We start from the raw sequence: 22,712 nt of genomic DNA on the forward strand, positions 1-22,712 counted from the left end.
TTGTCATGTCCCGTCCTGTTCTGGCCCAGCTGAACCTGCAGGCCCTGAAGGATAATCTGCAAATTGTTCGCCGGGCGGCGCCTGGTTCGCGCGTCTGGTCTGTGGTGAAAGCGAATGCCTACGGCCACGGTATTGACCGTATCTGGAGCGCCCTGAGCGCCACCGATGGCTTTGCGCTCCTGAATCTGGAAGAGGCCATTCTGCTGCGCGAGCGCGGCTGGAAAGGGCCGATACTGCTTCTGGAGGGCTTCTTCCACGCGGACGATCTGCCGCTGCTGGATAAATATCGGCTGACCACCAGCGTTCACAGCAACTGGCAGATTAAGGCGATTCAGGATGCGAAACTCCACGCGCCGCTGGATATTTACCTCAAGGTGAACAGCGGCATGAACCGCCTGGGCTTCCAGCCTGAGCGCGTGCATACGGTCTGGCAGCAGCTGCGCGCCATGAAAAACGTGGGCGAAATGACGCTGATGGCCCATTTTGCCGACGCGGAAAAACCGGACGGCATTGCCGATGCCATGGTCCGCATTGAGCAGGCGGCAGAAGGGCTGGACTGCCCGCGCTCGCTGTCAAATTCGGCGGCCACGCTCTGGCATCCTGAGGCGCACTACAACTGGGTGCGTCCGGGGATCGTTCTTTACGGTGCGTCACCCTCGGGCCAGTGGCAGGACATCGCCAACAGCGGCCTGAAGCCGGTGATGACCCTGCGCAGCGAAATCATTGGCGTGCAAACCCTGAAGGCCGGCGACACGGTGGGCTACGGCAGCCGCTACCGGGCAAAGGGCGAACAGCGGATTGGCATCGTGGCGGGCGGCTATGCCGACGGCTACCCGCGCATCGCGCCGACCGGCACGCCTGTCTGGGTCGATGGGGTTCGCACGGGAACGGTGGGCACCATATCAATGGATATGCTGGCCGTTGACCTGACGCCATGCCCGCAGGCGGGCATCGGTTCACCGGTCGAGCTGTGGGGTAACGAAATCAAGATTGATGACGTTGCTGCCGCTGCGGGCACGGTGGGGTATGAACTGATGTGTGCCCTGGCTCCGCGAGTGCCGGTTGTGACGGTGTAACGAGTATTAGTGCCGGGTGGCGCAAGCGCCACCCGGCAAAAAAACCGCTACTCCGCTTCATCTTCCATCGGCCTGACGCCGACTTTCCTGACCGCGTTATCTTCTTTCTCCGCAACCGTCCAAATCATCCCGGCGAACTCCACCTGGTCGCCGACAACAGGGGCCGCCCCCAGCAGTTGCTGAATGATTTCCCCCAGCGTTTGCTGCTTGTCGCGGTACTCCAGCCCTTCATCCAGGCCGTAAATCAGCGCCACATCGGCAAATTTAGCGCTGGCTTCCAGAATAAAATCGCCGAAGAAACGCTGATCCAGCGCCACCGGAGGCGACTGGCTAAACAGTTTGCCCAGCGCGGGCAGGTCGCGCTCGCGGCCAATCACGCAGAGAATATCCCCTTCGCGCAGGCGGGTGCTGCCTGTAGGGTGCAGCAGGACATTATCGCGGAACAGGGCGGCAATGCGCGTTTCAGTCGGCATGTGCAAATCGCGCAGCGAGGCCCCCACGCACCATTTGTCAGCGCTCAGCTGATAGACAAACTGTTCCCAAGGATTCTCTGGGTGAATATCGAGCCCCACGCGAGAGACCGGCCAGCCCACGGGAGGCACCACGACTTTGGCTTTCTTCGCCGCCCACCCGAGGGACGTTCCCTGGAACAGCAGCGAAATCAGCACCACGAAGAACGCCACGTTAAAGAACAGCCGGGCGTTATCCAGACCGGCCATCATCGGAAAGACCGCAAGAATAATCGGTACCGCGCCGCGCAGGCCCACCCAGCTGATAAAGACCCGCTCGCGCAGGTTGAAGCCGCGAAACGGCAGCAGTCCTGCAAATACCGACAGCGGACGGGCGAAGAAGATCATCCACGCGGACAGCAGCAGCGCCGGAACGGCGATCGGCAGCAGGTCCGAAGGCGTAACCAGCAGGCCCAGCACCAGGAACATGCCAATTTGTGCCAGCCAGGCCAGGCCGTCGAAGTTCTGCAAAATGGCATGACGGTTACGGATCGGTCGGTTGCCCATCAGGAAACCGCAGAGATAGACGGCGAGAATGCCGCTGCCGTCCAGCGCGGTGGTAACGGCAAAAATAAGAATGCCGCCGCTCAGCGCCAGCAGGGGGTAAAGCCCCGCGGGCAGGGAGATGCGGTTGATCATTTGCTGTAAGAGGTATCCCCCCGCCAGGCCAATAACAATCCCCAGCCCGAACTGCTGCAGGATATGCCAGACGAACATCCAGCTCAGGCCCGTCTCGTGCTGCCGAATCATCTCAATCAGCGTGATGGTGAGAAACACCGCCATCGGATCGTTACTGCCGGATTCAATTTCAAGCGTGGAGCCGACGCGTTCGTTAAGCCCTTTTCCGCCGAGCAGGGAAAACACCGCTGCCGCATCGGTTGAGCCAACAATCGCGCCAATCAGCAAACCTTCCATGATGTTGAGATGGAAAAGCCATGCGGCCATCATTCCGGTGAGGCCTGAGGTAATCAACACGCCAACCGTCGCGAGCGACAGCGCGGGCCCTAAGGCCACGCGGAAGGAGCTTGCCTGGGTGCGCATCCCGCCGTCCAGCAGGATCACCGCCAGCGCGAGGTTACTCACCATGTAGGCGAAAGGGTAGTTATCGAATGGGATACCACCAATACCATCAATGCCGGCCAGCATGCCGATGGCGAGGAAAATGACAAGAATAGGTATGCCGAGACGCGATGAAAATGAACTTAATAAAATACTGCTGGTTACAAGGACCGAACCCAGAATGAAAAGGCTGATTATCGCTGCGGCATCCAATGTTCTCTTACTCCCACCTCAATGTTAACGCTGTTACTAAAACCCTAACATATTAACGACGGCAACAGCGTTTTATTAAGGGGGTATAACGGCTTTTTTATGCCTTTATGACAGGATGGCCGCTGATGGTCAGCCGACTGCCTGAATCATTGTGGATCAGGGAGGCGTGCGCACCCAGCGCCAGGGTCACGGTTTGCTGCTCATGACCAAAATCCAGACCGGTGATGACCGGAACATCCAGCCGCGAGCGAATGAACTCAACCATGGTTTCCAGGGAGTAACCCGCGTCATAGTCATTCGGGGCAGAGCCGCTGAAGCTGCCCAGCACAATTGCGGACTGGCGCTCAAGAATACCGGCATGATAGAGCTGCAACAGCATGCGCTCGACGCGGAACGGATGTTCGTTGATATCTTCCAGCACCAGAATGCCGTCCTCGATTTGCGGCATCCACGGCGTGCCGATAAGCGAGACCAGCATCGCCAGGTTACCGCCCCAGAGCTGACCTTCACATTCCCAGTGCGGTCCATTGCCTTGCCACTCCACGCTGTAGGTGGAATTGCGCAGCGCGCGCCAGAAGTGTTCCACGGTAAACGCATCCAGCTCCGGTGCGCCGAAGTTACCGGCCAGCATTGGGCCGCTGAAGGTGATAATGTCATGCAGCGCCAGCAGCCCAAGCTGGATGACGGTGAAATCGCTGTGGCCGCAGATCAGCAGCGGATCCTGCTGCTGACGCTGTGCCAGCCCCTGCCAGTCAATGCTCTCCAGTAACCGGCTCGCACCATATCCGCCGCGCACCGCCAGCACAATCCGGTTTTCGCCCGTCAGGCTCACCAGACTATTGATATCATTCAGCCGCTGCGCTTCGGTACCGGCAAAACGCTGCTGGCGGCGGGGGATAATTGTCTGATTTTCTACCTGGTGGCCCGACTCCAGTAAACGCTGAACGCCCCGCTGCGCCGCGTCCTGGTTAATGCAGTAGCCCGACGGCGCGATGAGATGAAACTGAGACATGGCAAATCCTTGCTGAATGAGAAACTAATTGTCTATATCATGCCGCTTATTCGCCGCCTGCTTCAAGAGCGGCGCACCGCAATGACCGGCTATAAGGATAGATGACGTGAAATTGAGATGGTTTGCTTTTTTGATTGTGTTGCTCGCTGGCTGTAGTTCAAAACATGATTATCAAAACCCGCCCTGGAACCCGGAAGTGCCGGTGAAGCGGGCCATGCAGTGGATGCCGATCAGTGAGCAAGCCGGGAAGGCCTGGGGCGTCAGTCCGCGCCTCATCACGGCGATCATCGCGGTGGAGTCAGGCGGTAATCCCACCCTCGTCAGCAAATCCAACGCGGTGGGCCTGATGCAGCTTAAAGCGTCAACGGCGGGGAAAGAAGTTTACCGCTATATGGGCTGGAGCGGCCAGCCGTCGACTAGCGAGCTGAAGAACCCGGAACGCAACATTTCAATGGGCACGGCCTATCTGAGCATCATGGAGCATGGCGTGCTGAAGGGCATTAAGGATCCGGAGGTGATGCAGTACGCGCTGGTGGTGTCTTACGTTAACGGTGCCGGCGCGTTGCTCAGAACCTTCTCTTCTGACCGCAAAGAGGCGATTGAAGAGATTAACGGCATGGACAAAGACGAATTCTTTGAACACGTGGCGAAAAATCATCCGGCACCACAGGCGCCTCGTTATATCTGGAAAGTACAGAAAGCGATGGATGCCATGTAATGCCGCAGACGGGCGGCGGTCACGCTGCCCGATTTCTTCACAGGACTTTATTTGCGCGTTCCCGCGCCTCCCGCTCCAGGGAATAGATAATACGCTGAAGCTCACGCTCTGCGCCTGGCCCGACGTTCAGGAAGCGGAAGCTCAGACGCGGCGTGGTGATGGTTTCGTTTTTGCTGTCCACGACGGTGCGGTCGCTGATGGCAATCAGCTGCGCATCGAAATAGAAGCGACCCCAGCCACCCATATCCAGTTCAATTTGCGTAAACCGCATGCCCTCTACCAGCCCGTCGGGTTTCGGCGTATCCATCAGTGCGCCCATGCCGCCAAGCGACAGATCGAAGAGGCGAAAGCGGATCTCTTTTTTGTCCGGCATTTTGGCCTTACAAAAATAGGCGGGATGGAGCGGGGCGCTGATGCGGAAATATTCACGACGTTGAACAAACCAGAGATTGGTCGGAAGGGGGGTCACAAAAGCCGGAAGTCCCTGGTATTCGCTGAGTTCCAGTCGCGACAGGACAAACTCCACTTTGGCCCCCTGCGTTTCGGCCATCACCGCGATGTTCTCCGCTTTCAGCGCCGCGCGGTTTTCGTACTCCTGACTGCCTAGATCAATCACCAGCCGATCCTGCGAGGCGTCAAGGATCTTGCTGATGAACTGATTATTCGACCAGCTGATGCGCAGCGGCACTTCACCTTTTTGCAGGTCGCGTAATACCCCTAATACAGCCAGCGGATTTTGCTTGAGGAACTGCTCACTGTAATGACTCACGCCGGATGGCTCCTTGATTGATGACAGACTGTCTTAGCGTTATCGGCAATCTGCAATGAAACTTAATACAAACCGGTGAGTTTTTTTGCCTGTTTAACCAAAGATAAGTCGGTGAGATGAAAATGGTTTTCCGGCGATGACCTATACTTAAGTTAGCTGTGCAGAAGGTTTTCTGCGCATGCGTTAAACCTGCAAGAGGGCATCGCTATGGGTATCATCGCCTGGATTATCTTTGGTCTTATTGCTGGCGCTATCGCTAAACTGATCATGCCGGGAAACGATGGCGGCGGTTTTATTTTGACCTGTGTACTCGGGGTCGTTGGTGCGGTTGTGGGCGGCTGGCTGGCGACGATGTTTGGTTTTGGAGGCAACATAAGTGGTTTCGACCTGCACAGTTTTCTGGTCGCTGTCGTGGGTGCCATTGTGGTGCTGGGCATATTCAGGTTACTGCGACGAGCATAAATTCACATAAACGGCTCTCTGAGGAGGGCCGTTTTTTTGCCTGCGTATTGATTTGTTAATCTAAATGATAATAATTGTCGTTCCGTATTGCATCTAACAACAAGACGACATTATGAATACCTCACGTTTTACGCTATGCGCCCTGGCAGGCGCCGTCACGCTCGCACTGCATGTTCCGGCATTCGCCGAAGAATCCACTATCGTCGTCACCGGCTCAGAGCAGGGCAGCGCGCTGCCGGCCTGGACGAACAGCGCCACGAAATCGGCCGTTGCCGAAAGTAAAACGCCGCAGGTCATCACGACCGTCTCTGCGCCGGAAATTGAAAAGCGTCATGCTAATTCCGTGAATGAAATCCTGCGCTATGCTCCGGGCGTTTCAACCGAGGTGCGGGGGAATACGTCGTACATGAGCGAATATAAAATTCGTGGCTTTACCGTCGACCAGGAGTTCTACAACGGGCTGCAGCTGCCCTATAACGTTACCGGCAATACCAAAGCGCGAATCGATCCGCTGTTGATTGACAGCGTTGATATCCTGAAAGGCCCCTCATCGGTACTTTACGGCGGCGGTTCACCGGGCGGGCTGGTGAATATTCAAAGCAAAAAACCGCAGCGTGAAGCCCGAACCGAAATCGGCGTTAACACCGGAAACCGTAATCTGAAAGAGGGCTATCTCGATTCAACCGGGCAGGTTGCCGACAGCAACTGGAACTACCGTCTGCTGGGCAAAGCCACGGAAAACGACGATCAGCCGCACTCCACCCGGTATGAAAACTACCTGGTTGCCCCGTCCGTTGCCTGGCAACCCGACAGCAAAACCCGCCTTACCCTGGACGCGCTGGCGCAAAACACCCCGAGCCTGACGCCGTCTAACCCGCTGCCGCTCGCCTACCTGCGCTCGAAATACGCGGGCAAGCGCGACTACGCCGGTGATGAGTGGAGCGGGTTTAAGCAGCGTCAGTGGATGCTGGGCTACAGCTTTGAACATGAATTTGACAGCGGCTGGGGCTTTAATCAGAAGGCGCGCTATTTTGATGTCGATACCCATCAGCGCAGCGTGTATGCAACGGGGACGGGAAGCGAGGTCTATCAGCTCAACCGCTTTGCCTACACCACGGATGAAGATCTGCAGAGCTTCAACATTGACAACCAGGTGACCAAAACCGTTGCGCTGGGCGAGTGGAAACACCACCTGCTGGCCGGGTTTGACTACCAGAAGCTGAACTCCCACTTCCACTACCGCTACGCGTCGGCCACGCCGGGTATCGATATGCGGCATCCTGACTATTCGCAAATCCAGGAAAGCGCGCTGGGGCTCTATACCGCCCAGAAAAACCGCCTCAGCTATCAGCAAAACGGTTACTACCTGCAGGATCAGGTAGAGTTTGGCGGTCTCAACCTGCTGGGCAGCCTGCGCTACGATGATTACCGCTCCGTCACCACCAACTACCTGCAAAACGGTGATAAGGCCTGGGTGTCGCAGGATCGCGTCACCAAACGCCTGGGCGCGCTTTACGCCTTCGATAGCGGGATTTCGCCGTTTATCAGCTATTCCGAAGGTTTTGCGCCGGTGTCGCCGCAGGGCACGCTCGTGGCGAAAGACGTTAAGCCAACCACCAGCAGGCAGGTGGAAGGCGGGGTAAAATATCTGCTGGCCGACTACGCTACCACCTTTACCGCCTCGGTGTTTAACATCCGTCAGAAAAATGTCGTCACCTCCGATCCGGGCTTCCTGAACTATCGTCAGACCGGGGAAGTGGAATCTAAAGGGGCAGAGCTCTCCGCCATTAGCCGTCCGACGGACAACCTGACGCTGATTGCCAACTATGCGTACACCCACGCGATCAACAGGGAAGATGACAAGTACAAAGGTAAACGTCCGACGCAGGTCCCGGAGAATGCCTTTAACCTCTGGGGGGATTACACCTTTGAGAGCACCGCGCTGAAAGGGCTGATGCTGGGCGCAGGCGCACGCTACACCGGGCCAATGGAGATCTCTCCGGCTAACGATACGGGTAAGCTGGGCGGCACCACCCAGTACGATCTGGCGGCTTCATATCGGATGGGCGAGATCCTGCCTTCCCTGGCAGGGCTGACGCTTAAGGCCAGCGCGCAGAACATCACCAACAAAGAGACGCTGACCTGCTACGATGCGACCAACTGCTGGATTGGGCGTGACAGGACGTATCAGCTAGGGGCGAGTTACAGCTTCTAGGTAACTCCCTGTGAGTTCAAAATGTAGGCCGGGTAAGGCGTAGCCGCACCCGGCATTACTCCCTTACTGCGCCGTCGCTTTTACCGGCGCAGCCTCATCATTCGCCGCAGGCCGATTCTCCGGCACGCTGTCGCAAGGTTTCTCTTTCGGGCAGACCCGATCCAGCATTTTCAGCGTCACGCCGTTGCTCCAGCCGAAGCCGTCCTGCAGCGGATACTCGCCGCCGCCGCCGCCCGTACCGGTGGTCGACACGTCATACTTCTCAACCAGTTTCTTTTCCCGGTCATAAGTATGCTGAACGTTCTTCAGGAAGCGCCAGGTCACGTCCATCGAGACCTTCTCTTGCCCGTAATTCTGCAGCCCTTCCGCAGCCACCCATTGCAGGGGGGCCCAGCCGTTTGGCGCATCCCACTGCTGGCCGCTGTTTACGGTGGTGGTCGCTATCCCGCCCGGTTTCAACAGGCGCGACGAGGTTGCCGCGGCGACTTTATCGGCACGATCCTGCGCCGCCGCCTTCACGTAAAGCGGGAACAGGGCTGCGGCGGTGAGCTGATTGCGTACCTTCTTGCTCTTCAGATCGTAATCCGCGTACCAGCCCTCTTTATCATTCCACAGGTGGCTCTCGATGGATTTCTGACGCGCCGTAGCCAGCGCTTCGTATTTACTTGCGCTGGCGGCGTCACCGCTCTCCTGGCTTGCCCGCGCCAGCAGTTTTTCCATCTTAAACATCAGGGCGTTGAGATCCACGGGAACAATGCTGGTGGTCCGGATGGTGCCGAGCTTTTGCGGGTCGTCCATCCAGCGGGAGCTAAAGTCCCAGCCCGAGGCCGCGGCGGAACGTAAATCACGATAGATCTCGGTCGCGGGTCGGTTAGGGTTACTTTTGGCAGTATTCACATCGTCAAGCCAGGACTCCGGACGCGGGGTATCGCGGTCGTCCCAGTAGCGGTTGAGGACAGCGCCGTCGTCCAGCTTCACCACGCGCTTGTTGGCCTGGCCCGGCTGAAGGGCATTAACGCCGTCCATCCAGTAGGCATACTCTTTTTCCATCTGCGGACGATACTTCTTCAGCGCATCGCTGTCGTGCGTTGCCAGCAGTTCCACCATCAGCGAGAAGAACGGCGGTTGGGATCGGCTCAGGTAATAGCTGCGGTTGCCGTTGGGAATGTGGCCGAAGGTGTCAATCTCATAGGCAAAGTTATCCACCATGTCGCTGATTTTGTCCCAATGATCGCTCTCTGCCAGGCCCAGCATGGTGAAATAGCTGTCCCAGTAGTAAACCTCGCGGAAACGTCCGCCGGGCACAACGTAAGGTTTCGGTAACGGCAGAAGGGAATCCCATTTGTTGCTGGCTTTACCGGTGGTGCGCGTCAGCACGGGCCAGAGATCGTCAATGTGCTCACGTAAACTTTGTCCAGCAGGCGGAACATATTTTTCCCCTTCCGCAGGGAGCGTAAAGTTCATCTCGACAAAGTGGCGTAAGTCAAAGCTGGACTGCGTGTGCTGCATCCGGTAGTCCGCCAGAATCATCAGCGGGTCGCTTTTGGGGACGGCATCAGCAAAGGTTTTCTGATCGGGAAACAGTTTGGCGCTCTGCACATCGTTAAACAGAGGGCCCAGCAAAATATCGGGTGAGGTTGTCTGGGCTGCGGGGCTATCGTCGGCATATCCCAGTGTCGTTACGCCGAGCAGCGCGCCGCCTAACGCAAGGGGCAAAAACGCGGGGCGTAGTGTACGAGGTCTTATCATCAGTTCGTCTCCTGTCTTCACTAAACAGCGTGACCGCTGTTGTCAATCACCTGAAAACCTTAGACGAATATTGCCCGCTTCGCGTTAAATATTGCCGGTCTTTCAGACCTCTTCCGCGGTCTGGCTGGCTTCCCGCAGCGTGCCCGGCGCATGTCCAATAATGCGCTTGAATGCCCGGCTGAAGGCCGCCAGGGAGCCGTATCCCAGCCGCAGCGCGACGGTTTCAATGGGTTGATTTTCATGCCGAATGTACTGAATCGCCAGCCGCATTCTCAGCTCGCTGAGATATTTTGCCGGAGTGGTTCCCGTCGCGGCCAGAAACCGTTCGGCGAACACGGAGCGGGACGTGCCCGCTTCTTTTGCCAGATCCGCGACGCTCCAGTTCAGGCCTGGCTGCTGGTGCATGGCGTAAATGGCCCGGCTCAGGCGCGGGTCGCGCAGAACCTGCACCCAGCCGGTGGCTTTACCGCAGCCGCCTTCAACCCAGCCGCGCACGATTAATGCCGCCACCACGTCGGCAAGGCGCGCAAGGATCCCGGCATACCCGGCCTGACGCGCCGCGGATTCCCGCTCCATCGCCGCCAGCAGCGGATGAATTTCCGGCCAGGTGGACATCAGCCGGCTGACCATCATCACTTCCGGCATCGCTTTGATCAGCGGCTGCATCCCGCCCAGCTCAAAATCCATGCACCCGCTAAAGATGAGGGTATTCTCGCTTTCCGGGCAGGGCTCGCAGGTGATAGCACACACCGAGCTGCAGATAGGCTCGCTCGGGAAGGCGTTGATGGGCGTAATGGTGGCCTGCTCGTCAGAGAGCAGGGCGTGGGAATTCCCGCCGGGAATAAAGAGGGCGTCGCCACCGCTCAGTTCGAACGTTGCACCGCTCTCCATGCGCAGCAGGGCGCTACCGTGGCTCACAAAATGAAACTGTGCCCGGCCGGGCGCCTGATGAAAAGCGACGCCAAACGGCGCGCTGGCCTGGATCCGCCGGTATTTCACGCCTGACAGACGCATGCCGCGTAAAAGTTCGCTGATCAGATCGGGTGACTGTACGGTCATGGCACAACTCCGGACGAATAATCAATAAGTGGAGATTATATGTCATAGATCGTCCAGGGTGAACCTTCTATTCTTTTGCGACAGTAGTCACATTTTTATAACGGGAGATCAACAGATGAGTTCATGTGTCGCGGCGAGCGAGGCGGTAGCGCCTGCAAAACCCGCCTGGCGGGCCGTCTATTCACTGGGGCTGGGAGTATTTGGTTTGATTACGGCAGAATTTCTGCCGGCGAGTTTGTTAACGCCCATGGCCGCGAGCCTGGGCGTGACCGAGGGAATGGCCGGACAGGCCGTCACCGCCACCGCGCTGGTGGCGCTGGTCACCGGGTTGCTGATTACGCCTGCCACCAAAAGTATTGACCGCCGCTGGGTGCTGATGTTTTTCTCGGTGCTGCAAATTATCTCCAGCCTGCTGGTGGCCTTTGCGCCCAACCTGCACGTCCTGCTGATGGGGCGTCTGCTGCTGGGGGTAGCCATTGGGGGATTCTGGGCGATGTCGACGGCGACTACGATGCGTCTGGTTCCGGCAGATAAAGTGCCGAAAGCGCTGGCGGTGATCTTCTCCAGCGTATCAATTGCCACGGTGGTCGCGGCGCCGCTCGGCAGCTATCTGGGCAGCCTGATCGGCTGGCGCAACGTCTTTATACTCTGCATTCTGCCGAGCATGCTGGCGCTGCTGTGGCAGCTCTGGGTGCTGCCGTCCATGAAGCCGGAGAGCAGCGGCAGCCTGAGTACGCTGTTCCGCGTGCTGCGTCGTCCGGGAATGATCGGCGGCATGCTGGCGACCATTCTGATCTTCAGCGGCCATTTCGCCTTCTTTACCTACCTGCGTCCGTTCCTGGAGACGGTGGGGCAGGCGAGCGTGGAGGCCATTTCGCTGATCCTGCTGGGCTTTGGTATCGCCAACTTTGTGGGCACTTCTGTTGCAGGGCATCTGCTGGCACGCAATCTGCGCCTGACGCTGGCGCTGGTACCGTTTGCGATGGGCGTTCTCGCGCTCATGATGGTCGCCTTTGGTCATCTGGCGATGCTGGACGGGCTGCTGGTCGCGCTGTGGGGCTTTGCATTTGGTCTGGTTCCGGTGGGCTGGTCAACCTGGCTTGCCACTACCGTTCCGGATGAAGCCGAAAGTGCAGGAGGGCTGCTGGTGGCCTCAATTCAACTGGCAATCAGTGCCGGTGCGGCCGGGGGCGGGGCGGTCTTTGACCTCAACGGTGCCAGCGGCGTGTTCGCGGGAAGCGGTTTCCTGTTAGTAACGGCGATGGTGATTGTGTTTATGGGCGTGAAAGTGAAAGCGGATTGAATTATTTGCCGGGTGGGCGCATGCGCCACCCGGCATCAGGCTTACAGCCCTTTCTTATCCATCAGCACCGCCAGATCCACCAGGCGGTTAGAGAAGCCCCACTCGTTGTCATACCACGCCAGGATCTTTACCATGTTCCCGCCAATCACAAGCGTTGAAAGCCCGTCGATAATTGAGGAGCGTGGGTCGCCCTGGTAGTCGCTGGAAACTAGCGGTTCATCGCTATAGCCCAGAATGCCTTTAAGAGGCCCGCTGGCGGCCGCGTTGCGGAACGCGTCATTCACCTCTTCGGCGGTTACGTGACGGCTCAGCGTTACCGTTAAATCCACAATCGACACCACCGGCACCGGCACGCGCAGGGAGTACCCGGTCAGTTTGCCGTCAAGGGAAGGGATCACTTTCCCCAGCGCTTTCGCCGCACCGCTTGAATAAGGCACAATCGACAGCGCCGCCGCGCGTGCGCCGCGCAGATCTTTTTCCGGCTGATCGTGCAGCGCCTGGCTGTTGGTGTAGGCGTGCGTCGTGTTCATCAGGCCATGCTCAATCCCGAACTGCTGGTGCAGCACCTGAGCGGCCGGCGCCAGACCGTTCGTGGTGCAGCTCCCGTTGCTTACCACCGCGTGTTTGGCGGGATCGTACTGCTCATGGTTGACGCCCATCACAATCGTCAGATCATCGTTTTTCGCGGGAGCGGAAATGATCACGCGCTTAGCGCCGCCGTGGGTGATATGCACCGCCGCTTTCTCTCGCTCGGTAAAGAAGCCGGTGGCCTCAATCACCACGTCTACTCCAGCTTCACGCCACGGGATATTCGCCGGATCGCGTTCGCTAAATACGGCGATCCGCTGGCCGTCTACCTGCAGCGCGCCGTCACCCGCTTCAACGGGCGCGGGCAGCGTGCCCAGAAGGGAATCATGCTTCAGCAGATGGGCGAGGGTTTTGCTGTCCGTCAGATCGTTAATGGCCACAATCTGCAGAGCCGGGTTGCCCAGCGCCGCGCGCAGGAAATTACGTCCGATACGGCCGAAACCGTTAATACCGACCTTAACCATGGTGCACTCCTTATCTCTGTTGTCTGGAGTCACTGTAGGCGTCGGGCCGGTTGGCGTAAACGACAAAAAAGGATCAGATTACGCCATCTTGCGGCAGTGGAAGCGCTGGCGGTACTCGCCGGGCGTGAGGTGAAGCTGTTTCTCAAAGATGCGGCGCAAGTTAATGCTGGTGCCAAACCCGCTTTGCTCGGCAACGCGCTCAAGGGAGTCATGGGTCTGCTCAAGCAGCTGACGGGCCGCGGCCAGGCGCGCTTCGGTCACATAGCGGGCGGGAGAGACTCCCGCGTCGCGGGTAAACACGCGGGTGAAATTACGCGGGCTCATTGCCGCTTTCTCGGCCAGATTTTCCACGCACAGATCGGCGGTGAGGTTCTGCAGGATCCAGGTTTGCAGTTCGCTTATCGGACCGGATGTGCCGGGCTGCTGAAGGCTGTAGCGGCTGAACTGCAGCTGCCCGCCGGGACGGCGCAGGTACATCACCATATCCTGCGCGACGTCGCGGGCGAGGGTAAATCCGTAATCGTCCTCTACAAGCGCCAGGGTCAGATCGAACCCGGAACTGACGCCGCCGGAGGTCCAGATGGGGCCGTCCTGAATGTACAGCGGGCCGCCTTCGACCCGGATTGACGGGTACTGTGTCTGCATTGTCTCCAGCAGCCGCCAGTGGGTGGTCGCGCGGCGACCGTCCAGCAGGCCGGTCTGGGCCAGCAGCATCGCGCCGCCGCAGATAGAGGCTACCCGCCGGGCGTGCGGCGCAGCGAGGTGCAGCCAGTCAACCACCGCCGTGCTCTCCTGCTCGTTCATGCCGCGCCCGGTGATGATAATGGTATCCAGCGGTTCACGCGGATCCAGCTCCGGCAGGCGATAGTCCGCCAGCAAATTCAGGCCGGACTGGCCGTGGATCACCTGGTGAGGCTGCGTGGTGGCGATGATAATCCGGTAGCGGGGCTGCGCAAGCCCTTCCGGATGCAGCCGGTTGGCCTGCATCAGAATGTCGGCGATACCGGCGGCTTCAAACAGCATGCCGCCGTCGGGAACAATAATCAGGATCTTTTTCATGTCCTGAAAAGTACCTTTATTGCAGAATAAGTCAAGGAGCGCATGACCCCCACGTTTCTGGCAAAGCAAAGCGATTAATGTTCTTTGTTATTTCAGGCGTTTTCCCCGATCGTCAGAGAATTATCTCTGGCGAAACGGCGTCTGAAGGAATGAGTCAACGAAGCTCCCTCTATTTACATCCGCAACAACGCGAACAAATCCGCCACCACGCATCGGGTTTTTTATGGCGAAGCGAGCTGCCCACGTGGCTGCTGATTATCACTATTTATGCAGGCTGGTTTACCACGCTGGCGTTCTGGCAAACGCTGGGCCTGCTGCCCGCCACGCTGCTGCTCATCGGGTTTACCGCCTGGTACATGTCGCTGCAGCATGAGCTGATCCACGGGCATCCCACCCGTTTTGCCTGGCTGAACCAGCTGTTTGGCACGCTCCCGCTGGCGGTCTGGTATCCGTACGGCCTGTACCGGGACTCCCATCTCGCCCATCATCGGCACCATAGCCTGACCCATCCGGTGGATGATCCGGAGTCGTACTATTTTACCGACGAGAGCTGGGCGCGCTTTTCTCCCTGGCAGAAACGGCTTATCAGGGCCCGGAATACCTTTGCCGGACGGCTGATGCTGGCACCGCTGCTGGATATCCTTCAGACGCTGGGCAGCGCCGCGGCGGCATTTCGTCACCTTCACCTGCGCGCAATGACGATGTGGCTGGTGCACGCTTTGCTGCTGGTGGTGCTCTTCGCCTGGATGACGCACGTCGGTTTTTCTCCCTTCTGGTTCGTGCTGGCAGTCAGCTATCCGGCGCTGGCGCTGACCAAGGTCCGATCGTTTTTCGAACATCGCGCGGCGGACGATCCGCTGGCGCGCTCCGTCATTAACGAGGCCGGGCTATTCTGGCGGGTACTGTTTTTGAATCTCAACTACCATTCAGTACATCACGATCTGCCGGGCGTACCCTGGTACGGGCTGAAGGCGATCTACCAGCAAAACCGGGAGGCGTACCGGCAGCGAAACCACGGTTTTCTCGTCAGAGGCTATGGTGAATGGCTGCGTCAGTTCTGGGGCAGGCCCGTTGACGTCACCGTTCACCCAGGAAAACAACAGGGGGAAGGGTATGAGTAACCTGCTGGCGTTTCCCATGTATGCTGTGGATCGCGCCGACACCCTTGCGCTCTGGCTGGCGGTAAAAGGACTGCTGGCTGCGCGCGGTGTGTCCGTCGATCGCGATCCCGGCTGGCCGGAGTCCGATCTGCTGACCCACTGGCGACAGCCTGCGCTTGTCCTCAGCCAGACCTGCGGTTATCCGCTGGTTACCCAGCTTCCGGACGTGCAGGTGGTCGGCTGTTTTCACTACGTGGCACCTGGCTGCGAAGGGATCCAGTACCGCAGCTTTCTGGTGGTGCGCGAGGAGGATCGCCATCTCACGCTGGCGGATTTTCGCGGATGTCGTGCGGTCTGTAATTCTCCGGATTCGCAGTCCGGCTACAATGCGCTGCGAAAAATAGTCGCTCCCCTGGTGAGCAACAGTCCATTTTTCGCGCAAACGTCCTTCAGCGGCAGCCATCGCCAGTCGCTGATCGATGTCAAACGCGGGGCAGGGGATATCGCGGCCATCGACTGCGTGACATGGGCGTTACTGCAGCGTCACGAGCCGGAAAGACTGACGGGGCTGGCGGTGATTGACCATACCCCTCTGACGCCGGGGCTGCCGCTCATTACCTCGCCCCACGCCTCGCCTGAGACCCTGAACGCCCTTCGCGATGCGCTCCGCGCGCTGGTGAGTTTGCCGGAATATCGGGCCGTGCGCGGCGCGGTGCTGATTGACGGTTTTAGCGTGGTGACGCGCCAGGCCTACGCCTCATTGTTGGCGTGATAAATCTCCTGCGCGTCGGTAAAACAGCGCAGCGCCAGCGAGGAGACGGGCTTCTGCCTGCGCATAATCAGGCCGACAGGGGCCTCAATATTCGCGTCGGCGATGGGGACAATCCTGAAATTACTGTTCAGATCTTCCAGACCGTTATTCAGCGGCATCACGGCGCAGCATACGCCGCTTTGCACCGCCTGGATGATCTGAAACGTGGAGTCGCTCTCGAAAACGGACGCCGGTTCGATGCCTGCAGACTTAAAGCTGGCCTCCATATGCGCCCGGTAATGCATCCCTTTAGTCAGAAACCCCAGCGGAAAATCTGTCAGATCGCGCCAGGTCAACGTCTCCTGGCCGAGCTGGAAATGGCGGACGTCGTGCAGCAGGCCCATCTTGGTTTTGGGTAGCTGGATAATATCGAACAGGCTGGTGTCGAAGCTGTTGAGGTAGCAAATTCCCAGCTCAAGCTGATTGCGGCTGACGCCGTCGGCAATCTGTGCGGAGGACATGGAATAGAGGCTGTAGGTCAGCTCCGGATATTTTTGGGTCAGCAGGCGAATAAAGATCATCGGATCCACGCTCGCCAGCGGCACCATCCCGAGACGTAGTTCGCCCACCACCTGGCCTTTGCACAGCGCCGCTTCCGCCTGCAGCCCGTCGTGCGCGGCCAGCAGCGCGCGTGCCCACGCGAGTATGCGTTCACCCTCCGGCGTAAACCCTTCAAAGCGCTGTCCTCGAACAATCAGCACCAGCCCCAGCTCCTCTTCCAGGCTGCGGATGCGCATGGAGAGGGTCGGCTGGGTGATGTTGCACTGCGAGGCCGCCTTGCCAAAATGGCGGGTCTCGTCGAGCGCGATTAAATATTTTAACTGTTTAATATCCATCTTTTTCTCTGCGCGAACTACCTTACAGCATGCGGATCTCTTTAGAGCGCAGGGTGATGCGAACCGGAACGGATTTATACGACGGCGTACCGCTGTCCTTATCCAGATAATCCAGCGGTACCAGCACGTTGGCCTCCGGATAATAGGCGCCGACGGTCCCCGGCGCGATGTTGTACGCCACCACGGTAATGTCTTTCAGACGCTGAACGCTGCCGGGGAGGGCGGTTTCGATATCCACGCGGTCGCCATGTTCCAGCCCTGACTGCGCCATGTCGTCCTCGTTCATGAACAACACGTCGCGGCGGCCAAATACGCCACGGTAGCGGTCGTCAAGGGCGTAAATGGTGGTGTTGTACTGGTCGTGGCTGCGCAGCGTGATTAGCCGCATAACATGCTCACCTTCGCCGCTGGCGTTTTCGTGAACACCGTCGAACACCGAGAACATCGCTTTTCCCGTCGCCGTTGGCCAGATGCGTTGCGTGGGCGGCAGCGGCATACGGAAGCCACCGGGAACGCGGATCCGCGCATTGTAGTTCTCAAAGCCCGGGATGGTCTGCTCGATCAGATCGCGGATGCGGTCGTAATCCTCAATCAGCATCAGCCAGTCCACGCGGGTTTCCGGCAGTGTGGCTTTCGCCATGCCGGCGACGATAGCCGGTTCCGAACGGAGTAACGGTGAGGCGGGTTTCAGCTTGCCGGATGAGGCATGGACCATCGACATCGAGTCTTCGACGGTAATGGACTGACGACCGGTAGCCTGAACATCCAGCTCGGTACGGCCAAGACACGGGAAAATAAAGGTCTCTTTGCCCACCAGCAGATGGGTACGGTTCAGCTTGGTGCCGACGTGCACGCTCAAGTCCAGGTTACCCATCGCCGGAAAACCACGTTCGTGATCGGGCATCGCCACCGCAAAATTACCCCCGAGGCAGATGAGCGCCTTCGCGCGGCCGTCGATCATCGCCTGCGTGGCCTGCACCGCATCGTGTCCATGGTGAGACGGCGGCTCAAAGCCGAAAACGTCCTTCAGACGGTTCAGGAAGGCCGGCGTGGGTTTCTCGCTAATCCCGACGGTACGGTTCCCCTGAACGTTTGAATGACCGCGCAGGGGGCATATTCCCGCACCGGGCTTGCCGATATTCCCCCGTAGCAGCAGCAGATCAGCGATCAGGCGGACGTTGGCCGTGCCTTTATTGTGCTGGGTAATGCCCATCCCGTAGGTGATGATGGTGGCATTCGATTTCGCATAGGCCTCGGCTACCGTTTTGAGGGCCGCCTGACTGAGACCTGACTCCCGCTCGATCTCGTCCCAGCGGGTCTGTGCGATATCGGCGGTGAAATCTTCAATGCCCTGGGTATGTTCGGCGATAAACGCGCGATCGAGCACGTCGCCGCGTTCGGCCTCCATTTCAAGCAGGTGTTTAGCTATGCCTTTCAGCGCGGCGGCGTCGCCCCCGGCCTTTACCTGGAAGTAGGTTGAGGCAATATCCGTAGAGCCGTAAGTTGCCATTTCAATCACGCTTTGCGGATCGGCGAAACGTTCGAGGGCGCGCTCGCGCAGCGGGTTAAAGACGATAATCGGCACGTTGCGGCGGGCCAGCTCATGGAGGGTGCCCATCATTCGCGGATGGTTCGTGCCGGGGTTGTGACCGATGGAGATAACCAGCTCGGTCTTGTCGAAATCATCCAGCGAGACGGTGCCTTTCCCGATGCCAATCGAACGCGGCAAACCGACGCTGGTGGCCTCGTGACACATATTAGAGCAGTCGGGGAAATTGTTGGTGCCGTATTCGCGAGCGAACAGCTGGAACAGATACGCCGCTTCGTTAGAGGCCCGTCCGGAGGTATAGAACTCAACCTGGTCCGGTTCAAGCCCGCGCAGCACTTCGCCGATGCGTTCAAACGCCTCGTCCCAGGCGACGGGCCGGAAGGTATCGGTTGCCCGGTCATAGCGCAGGGGATGCGTGAGTCGACCGTAACCTTCCAGCTCAAAGTCCGATTTTGCCAGCAGCGAGGAGACGCTGTTTTCGGCCAGAAACGCGGGGGTAACGCGTTTGCTGGTGGCTTCCCAGGTCACCGCTTTGGCGCCGTTCTCGCAGAACTGGAAGGTCGATTTGTGTTCTTTATCCGGCCACGCGCAGCCCGGGCAGTCAAAGCCGTCAGGCTGGTTGGTGCGCAGCAGCGTCGCGGGGGCATCAAGGGTATCCATTTGGGTACGTACTGCAATGGCCGTCGCTTTCAATGCGCCCCAGCCGCCGGCAGGACCGTCATAGTGTCTGATACCCGGCACCGAGCGTCTTTTCTTGTTCATACCCACTCCTGATTTGTTCGGTCACACAACGTCTGAACCCCTAAAAGCGCTGCAAAGAACGATAGGCGAAAGCAATGACGACCGGATGGCGACGCGCGTACGGTACGAAAAGATGCTTTAACTTAAATTCTTTTTATTACAGTTGTTTATAGGGTCTGGTGTTGAAATATTTAAAGAAATTATAACGATTTTTTATCATTTTAATAATAAATCTTATCTATCGCATGGTAAGCAAGATAGATGGGGCGAGCAGGAGAGGATGTAGCACCAATAAAGTTTCGAATGAAGCCTTTGAGCGGTGACAATAAAAAACATTCACAGCTGGCGGGCTATCGCGAGCATTTTCGGCTGCTATAAGGTCAGGAAGGTTAACTCAGGCTTAATGATTAATGGATAAAATTTAGGCCTGACGGGATAATTGCCATAACGAGAAATATAAAGTTATTTTTAGGCGTGAAATTAACGCCCTGCAACATAAGTGAAATAGTCACATTCAAGTCTTAGAGTCCGATCGATATTAAAGATACTCTGTTAGTGCAACAAATAATTCATCGTTGATATATTCTGCTGACCTCATCAATACGCAAATTCTACTAATTATGGTAGTGGCGATAATAGCAGTATTGCGTTAATGAAAGTATTTCTCTTTTGTGTTTTTGGTATATAAAACATTAAGTTGCAGTGTATTTTGGTAGGGAAATAAGAGAGTTTGGGCTATGTCGGGTGTTTTCATAGGATTAATCCTATAATTTTCCGACTGCTTCATTTAGCAACAGTTACGCAACGGTAAATATTGAATTGAGGCAAAGCTCATGTAAACTTGCTTACCGTTTGTCAAAATATGTCAGGAAGACGCTGGGCCTTATTCTGAAGGGCTCGTGCGGTAGCTATGCCCTTAAAATAGTAACGCCCCGAAAATATCCTGGCTATTTTAACAATAGCACTTAAGTCAAACTTCACCCCCTTATCTTCATCATCGAAATATCGCTACGGAAAAGCATATGAAAATGCGCGTACTGTTTTCACTTCTGTTTGTAATGGCGGTGGCGGGCTGTAAAGCGCCGCAGAAACCTGTGATCAACGACGATACTATCGAGACCAGTCAGGTCAACGGCGTCACCTTAACCCACCGTCACGCTGTTACCCCGCCGGCGGAGTTCACGCCGGTCAACGAGCCGTATCGTGCTATGTATCCGGCCTCTCTGATGAGCCGCCCTGACTTCGGCGGTAAAGTTATCCGCACTCTTGATACCGGAAAAACGTACGTGGTGCTGGGTCAGGTTGAACACTACTGGATGGCGCTTGCCGATGAAGGTAACGAGCAGCTGATTGGTTACGTCCCGATGCGCGCCGTGATCAAGGCCGACCTGTACGACGCCGCCGTGCGTAAACAGGCTATTCGTCCGAAGACGCGTAAAAAAGCGACCTGTGTCGATGTCGATGGCAACAGCAAAGCCTGCAAAGACAGCGCTAACGGTACCTGGATCCTGAACTAAACGGCTTTAATGAGCGCATTTTTATGAATAATAAAAATTTTCATAAGCTGTGGTTATTCTTTTACGCGGTGGTTTTCGCCCTGGTCAGTGGTTGTACGTCGTCTTCACACAGCGACCCCTCCCGCTACAATCTGCAGTTTCAGGCTCATCCACAAATCAATGAATCTGCGCCGCTTAAGGTCCGGGTGCTGTTGCTGAAATCCGATGCGGATTTCATGTCAAGCGACTTTTACTCCCTGCAGAACAACGCGTCAGCCACGCTTGGCGCGAATCTGCTGAACAGCGACGTGTTTTTCCTGATGCCGGGACAGCTGTCCAAAACCCTCAGCGGGCAAAGCTCTCCGGAGGCCCGCTACATCGGCGTGATGGCGGAGTATCAGGTGCTGGATGGCAAAAAATGGCGCGTTTCACTTCCTCTGCCCGTGCCTGGCGAAAATCATATCTACCAGTTCTGGAAATGGTCCGCAGATGAACTCCAGGCCAACGTTTTTCTCGACGTGAACGGCATTCGGGTCATCAGCCAGTAACGCGCTTCAAAACAGGAAATACATCATCATGACGAAAGCAGAAAAGGTTGTCTGGACCGAAGGCATGTTCCTGCGTCCACACCATTTTCAGCGGACTGAAAGCTATCTGCTCAACCATGTTCGTGAATGGGGCGCGCTGCAGCGATCGTATCTCTGGGGCTTTCTTGACGTTGAACTGGATGAAGCGATGCTTCGTCAGGGATGCATAGCCCTGAGCTACTGCAGTGGGTTGCTGCCGGACGGCACCTTTTTCCAGGTCCGTAACGGGCGCAACGGCCCTGTACCGCTGAAAATTCCTGACAATCTCACTAACGAAAAGGTGGTGCTCGCGCTGCCGGTTCGTCGTGGCGAGAGAGAAGAGGTGATCTTTAGCGAAGAGGCAGCCTCGCTGGCGCGCTTTATCGCTTTCGAGCAAGAGGTGGAAGACGACAACGCCATGTCGGTGGGAGATGCCACCGTTCAGTTTGGCCGCCTGCGTCTGACCCTGATGCTGGAAAAAGACCTCACGGCAGAATGGACCGCCATCGGCGTGGCGTTTGTGACGGAGAAACGTAACGACAACCACGTGCGGCTCGACAACAGCTACATCCCGCCGATGCTCAATGCCAACAACAGCCCGCAGATCTACAGCATGATCAACGATCTGCACGGCTTGCTGGTACAGCGCAGCCAGCAAATTGGCGGTCGTTTGCGCCAGCCCGGTCGCTTTAATACCTCTGAACTGATTGAGTTCACGCTGCTGTCGCTGGTTAACCGTCATCTGGGCGAGGTGTCTCATTTAAAAACCCTCCCGCTGCTGCATCCGGAAACGCTCTGGCGCAGCTGGCTGCCGTTTGCGACCGAACTTGCCACCTGGACGTCGCAGCGGACCGCCGAAAGCGTGCTGCCGATTTACGATCATGACGATCTGGCAAACTGCTTCAGCAAGCTGATGCTGATGCTGCGTCAGGGGCTGTCGCTGGTGATGGAAGACCACGCGATTCAGATCCCGCTTAACGAGCGCTCTCACGGCCTCAACATCGCCACGGTGCCTGAAACCAGCATGGTGCGTGAGTTCGGCTTCGTGCTGGCGGTAAAAGCCAACGTGCCGGGCGAACACCTGCAAACCCATTTCCCGGCGCAGATGAAGGTCGCACCGGTGTCGAAAATCCGCGATCTGGTTCAGCTTCAGCTGCCGGGTATTATGCTGCGGGCCATGCCGGTCGCGCCGCCGCAGATCCCGTGGCATGCCGGCTACAGCTACTTCGAGCTCGAGAAGGGCAGCGAGCTGTGGCACGAGATGGATAAGTCCGGCGCATTCGCCCTGCACCTTGCAGGGGAGTTCCCGGGGCTGGATATGGAGTTTTGGGCCATCCGTAGCCCGACAGAATAATAAA

Annotated in this window: 19 protein-coding genes and 1 pseudogene; 11 read left to right on the forward strand and 9 right to left on the reverse strand. The window is 57.5% G+C overall.

The window, feature by feature from the left end:
- Nucleotides 1-5 precede the first annotated feature (5 nt).
- Nucleotides 6-1,076 carry a catabolic alanine racemase DadX gene (dadX, locus tag AC4IBF_RS08780; RefSeq protein ID WP_127731402.1) on the forward strand — a complete coding sequence of 357 codons (1,071 nt, stop codon included), beginning with the start codon at nt 6-8 and terminating at the stop codon, nt 1,074-1,076.
- A pseudogene (locus AC4IBF_RS08785) lies at nt 1,037-1,183 on the forward strand (hypothetical protein); the annotation flags it as partial. The gene dadX and the pseudogene AC4IBF_RS08785, both read left to right, overlap by 40 nt.
- Here AC4IBF_RS08785 and AC4IBF_RS08790 read toward each other — a convergent pair.
- On the reverse strand, nt 1,124-2,857 hold the full coding sequence (locus AC4IBF_RS08790) for a potassium/proton antiporter (RefSeq protein ID WP_491463259.1): 1,734 nt from the start codon (nt 2,855-2,857) through the stop codon (nt 1,124-1,126). The pseudogene AC4IBF_RS08785 and the gene AC4IBF_RS08790 overlap by 60 nt on opposite strands.
- 97 nt (nt 2,858-2,954) lie before the next feature.
- Nucleotides 2,955-3,869, reverse strand: a complete 915-nt coding sequence (ldcA, locus tag AC4IBF_RS08795) for a muramoyltetrapeptide carboxypeptidase (RefSeq protein ID WP_133294664.1) — start codon at nt 3,867-3,869, stop codon at nt 2,955-2,957.
- A gap of 106 nt (nt 3,870-3,975) precedes the next feature.
- On the opposite strand from ldcA, the gene emtA reads away from it, so the two are divergent.
- Nucleotides 3,976-4,587, forward strand: coding sequence for a membrane-bound lytic murein transglycosylase EmtA (emtA, locus tag AC4IBF_RS08800; RefSeq protein WP_024909815.1), 612 nt, complete (start codon nt 3,976-3,978; stop codon nt 4,585-4,587).
- A gap of 37 nt (nt 4,588-4,624) precedes the next feature.
- Here emtA and ycgR read toward each other — a convergent pair whose 3' ends face one another.
- Nucleotides 4,625-5,356, reverse strand: a complete 732-nt coding sequence (ycgR, locus tag AC4IBF_RS08805) for a flagellar brake protein YcgR (RefSeq protein WP_023312174.1) — start codon at nt 5,354-5,356, stop codon at nt 4,625-4,627.
- A gap of 207 nt (nt 5,357-5,563) precedes the next feature.
- Between ycgR and AC4IBF_RS08810 the strand changes: the two genes are divergently transcribed.
- Nucleotides 5,564-5,818 (forward strand): GlsB/YeaQ/YmgE family stress response membrane protein, encoded by a 255-nt coding sequence (locus AC4IBF_RS08810; RefSeq protein WP_008502662.1) that lies wholly within the window; start codon nt 5,564-5,566, stop codon nt 5,816-5,818.
- Between the two features lie 112 nt (nt 5,819-5,930).
- Nucleotides 5,931-8,033, forward strand: a complete 2,103-nt coding sequence (locus AC4IBF_RS08815) for a TonB-dependent siderophore receptor (protein WP_325848371.1) — start codon at nt 5,931-5,933, stop codon at nt 8,031-8,033.
- A 63-nt stretch (nt 8,034-8,096) separates the two neighbouring features.
- Here AC4IBF_RS08815 and AC4IBF_RS08820 read toward each other — a convergent pair whose 3' ends face one another.
- Nucleotides 8,097-9,782 carry an alpha,alpha-trehalase gene (locus AC4IBF_RS08820; protein WP_491463260.1) on the reverse strand — a complete coding sequence of 562 codons (1,686 nt, stop codon included), beginning with the start codon at nt 9,780-9,782 and terminating at the stop codon, nt 8,097-8,099.
- A 102-nt stretch (nt 9,783-9,884) separates the two neighbouring features.
- Entirely contained in the window at nt 9,885-10,841 is a 957-nt protein-coding gene (locus tag AC4IBF_RS08825; RefSeq protein WP_111964777.1) for an AraC family transcriptional regulator, read from the reverse strand.
- A gap of 115 nt (nt 10,842-10,956) precedes the next feature.
- On the opposite strand from AC4IBF_RS08825, the gene AC4IBF_RS08830 reads away from it, so the two are divergent.
- A complete protein-coding gene (locus tag AC4IBF_RS08830; RefSeq protein ID WP_136195759.1) occupies nt 10,957-12,144 on the forward strand; it encodes an MFS transporter in 1,188 nt (395 codons plus the stop codon).
- A 41-nt stretch (nt 12,145-12,185) separates the two neighbouring features.
- Here the strand turns inward: AC4IBF_RS08830 and gap are convergent, their stop codons facing one another.
- Both gap and AC4IBF_RS08840 read right to left on the reverse strand, forming a co-directional pair.
- Nucleotides 12,186-13,196, reverse strand: a complete 1,011-nt coding sequence (gene gap / locus AC4IBF_RS08835) for a type I glyceraldehyde-3-phosphate dehydrogenase (RefSeq protein WP_491463261.1) — start codon at nt 13,194-13,196, stop codon at nt 12,186-12,188.
- A 78-nt stretch (nt 13,197-13,274) separates the two neighbouring features.
- Entirely contained in the window at nt 13,275-14,255 is a 981-nt protein-coding gene (locus AC4IBF_RS08840; RefSeq protein ID WP_111964774.1) for a GlxA family transcriptional regulator, read from the reverse strand.
- Between the two features lie 149 nt (nt 14,256-14,404).
- On the opposite strand from AC4IBF_RS08840, the gene AC4IBF_RS08845 reads away from it, so the two are divergent.
- Nucleotides 14,405-15,376, forward strand: a complete 972-nt coding sequence (locus tag AC4IBF_RS08845; protein WP_288462016.1) for a fatty acid desaturase — start codon at nt 14,405-14,407, stop codon at nt 15,374-15,376.
- Nucleotides 15,369-16,127 carry a phosphate/phosphite/phosphonate ABC transporter substrate-binding protein gene (locus AC4IBF_RS08850; RefSeq protein ID WP_325848361.1) on the forward strand — a complete coding sequence of 253 codons (759 nt, stop codon included), beginning with the start codon at nt 15,369-15,371 and terminating at the stop codon, nt 16,125-16,127. Before AC4IBF_RS08845 ends, AC4IBF_RS08850 begins: the two co-directional genes overlap by 8 nt.
- On the opposite strand, the gene AC4IBF_RS08855 is transcribed toward AC4IBF_RS08850, so the two are convergent.
- Nucleotides 16,106-17,002, reverse strand: coding sequence for a LysR family transcriptional regulator (locus AC4IBF_RS08855; RefSeq protein WP_302235292.1), 897 nt, complete (start codon nt 17,000-17,002; stop codon nt 16,106-16,108). The two genes, AC4IBF_RS08850 and AC4IBF_RS08855, sit on opposite strands and share 22 nt — an antisense overlap.
- A 22-nt stretch (nt 17,003-17,024) precedes the next feature.
- Nucleotides 17,025-19,313, reverse strand: coding sequence for an FdhF/YdeP family oxidoreductase (locus AC4IBF_RS08860; RefSeq protein ID WP_491463262.1), 2,289 nt, complete (start codon nt 19,311-19,313; stop codon nt 17,025-17,027).
- Nucleotides 19,314-20,314: 1,001 nt separating this feature from the next.
- Between AC4IBF_RS08860 and AC4IBF_RS08865 the strand changes: the two genes are divergently transcribed.
- From AC4IBF_RS08865 to tssK, 3 genes are read left to right on the forward strand one after another with little or no spacing between them, the layout of a single operon-like run.
- Nucleotides 20,315-20,809 carry an SH3 domain-containing protein gene (locus tag AC4IBF_RS08865; RefSeq protein WP_111964770.1) on the forward strand — a complete coding sequence of 165 codons (495 nt, stop codon included), beginning with the start codon at nt 20,315-20,317 and terminating at the stop codon, nt 20,807-20,809.
- 23 nt (nt 20,810-20,832) lie between these two features.
- Nucleotides 20,833-21,336, forward strand: a complete 504-nt coding sequence (gene tssJ, locus AC4IBF_RS08870; RefSeq protein WP_063143854.1) for a type VI secretion system lipoprotein TssJ — start codon at nt 20,833-20,835, stop codon at nt 21,334-21,336.
- Nucleotides 21,337-21,364: 28 nt separating this feature from the next.
- Nucleotides 21,365-22,708, forward strand: a complete 1,344-nt coding sequence (gene tssK / locus AC4IBF_RS08875) for a type VI secretion system baseplate subunit TssK (RefSeq protein ID WP_111964768.1) — start codon at nt 21,365-21,367, stop codon at nt 22,706-22,708.
- Nucleotides 22,709-22,712: the final 4 nt, after the last annotated feature.

Source organism: Enterobacter sp. Taxon_8, from assembly GCF_058354585.1.

Coding starts and splice junctions, on each gene's coding strand:
- dadX (WP_127731402.1), top strand. CDS start 6: ATGTCCCGTCCTGTTCTGGCCCAGCTGAACCTGCAGGCCCTGAAGGAT.
- ldcA (WP_133294664.1), bottom strand. CDS start 3,869: ATGTCTCAGTTTCATCTCATCGCGCCGTCGGGCTACTGCATTAACCAG.
- AC4IBF_RS08810 (WP_008502662.1), top strand. CDS start 5,564: ATGGGTATCATCGCCTGGATTATCTTTGGTCTTATTGCTGGCGCTATC.
- AC4IBF_RS08815 (WP_325848371.1), top strand. CDS start 5,931: ATGAATACCTCACGTTTTACGCTATGCGCCCTGGCAGGCGCCGTCACG.
- AC4IBF_RS08820 (WP_491463260.1), bottom strand. CDS start 9,782: ATGATAAGACCTCGTACACTACGCCCCGCGTTTTTGCCCCTTGCGTTA.
- AC4IBF_RS08825 (WP_111964777.1), bottom strand. CDS start 10,841: ATGACCGTACAGTCACCCGATCTGATCAGCGAACTTTTACGCGGCATG.
- AC4IBF_RS08830 (WP_136195759.1), top strand. CDS start 10,957: ATGAGTTCATGTGTCGCGGCGAGCGAGGCGGTAGCGCCTGCAAAACCC.
- gap (WP_491463261.1), bottom strand. CDS start 13,196: ATGGTTAAGGTCGGTATTAACGGTTTCGGCCGTATCGGACGTAATTTC.
- AC4IBF_RS08840 (WP_111964774.1), bottom strand. CDS start 14,255: ATGAAAAAGATCCTGATTATTGTTCCCGACGGCGGCATGCTGTTTGAA.
- AC4IBF_RS08845 (WP_288462016.1), top strand. CDS start 14,405: ATGAGTCAACGAAGCTCCCTCTATTTACATCCGCAACAACGCGAACAA.
- AC4IBF_RS08850 (WP_325848361.1), top strand. CDS start 15,369: ATGAGTAACCTGCTGGCGTTTCCCATGTATGCTGTGGATCGCGCCGAC.
- AC4IBF_RS08855 (WP_302235292.1), bottom strand. CDS start 17,002: ATGGATATTAAACAGTTAAAATATTTAATCGCGCTCGACGAGACCCGC.
- AC4IBF_RS08860 (WP_491463262.1), bottom strand. CDS start 19,313: ATGAACAAGAAAAGACGCTCGGTGCCGGGTATCAGACACTATGACGGT.
- AC4IBF_RS08865 (WP_111964770.1), top strand. CDS start 20,315: ATGAAAATGCGCGTACTGTTTTCACTTCTGTTTGTAATGGCGGTGGCG.
- tssJ (WP_063143854.1), top strand. CDS start 20,833: ATGAATAATAAAAATTTTCATAAGCTGTGGTTATTCTTTTACGCGGTG.
- tssK (WP_111964768.1), top strand. CDS start 21,365: ATGACGAAAGCAGAAAAGGTTGTCTGGACCGAAGGCATGTTCCTGCGT.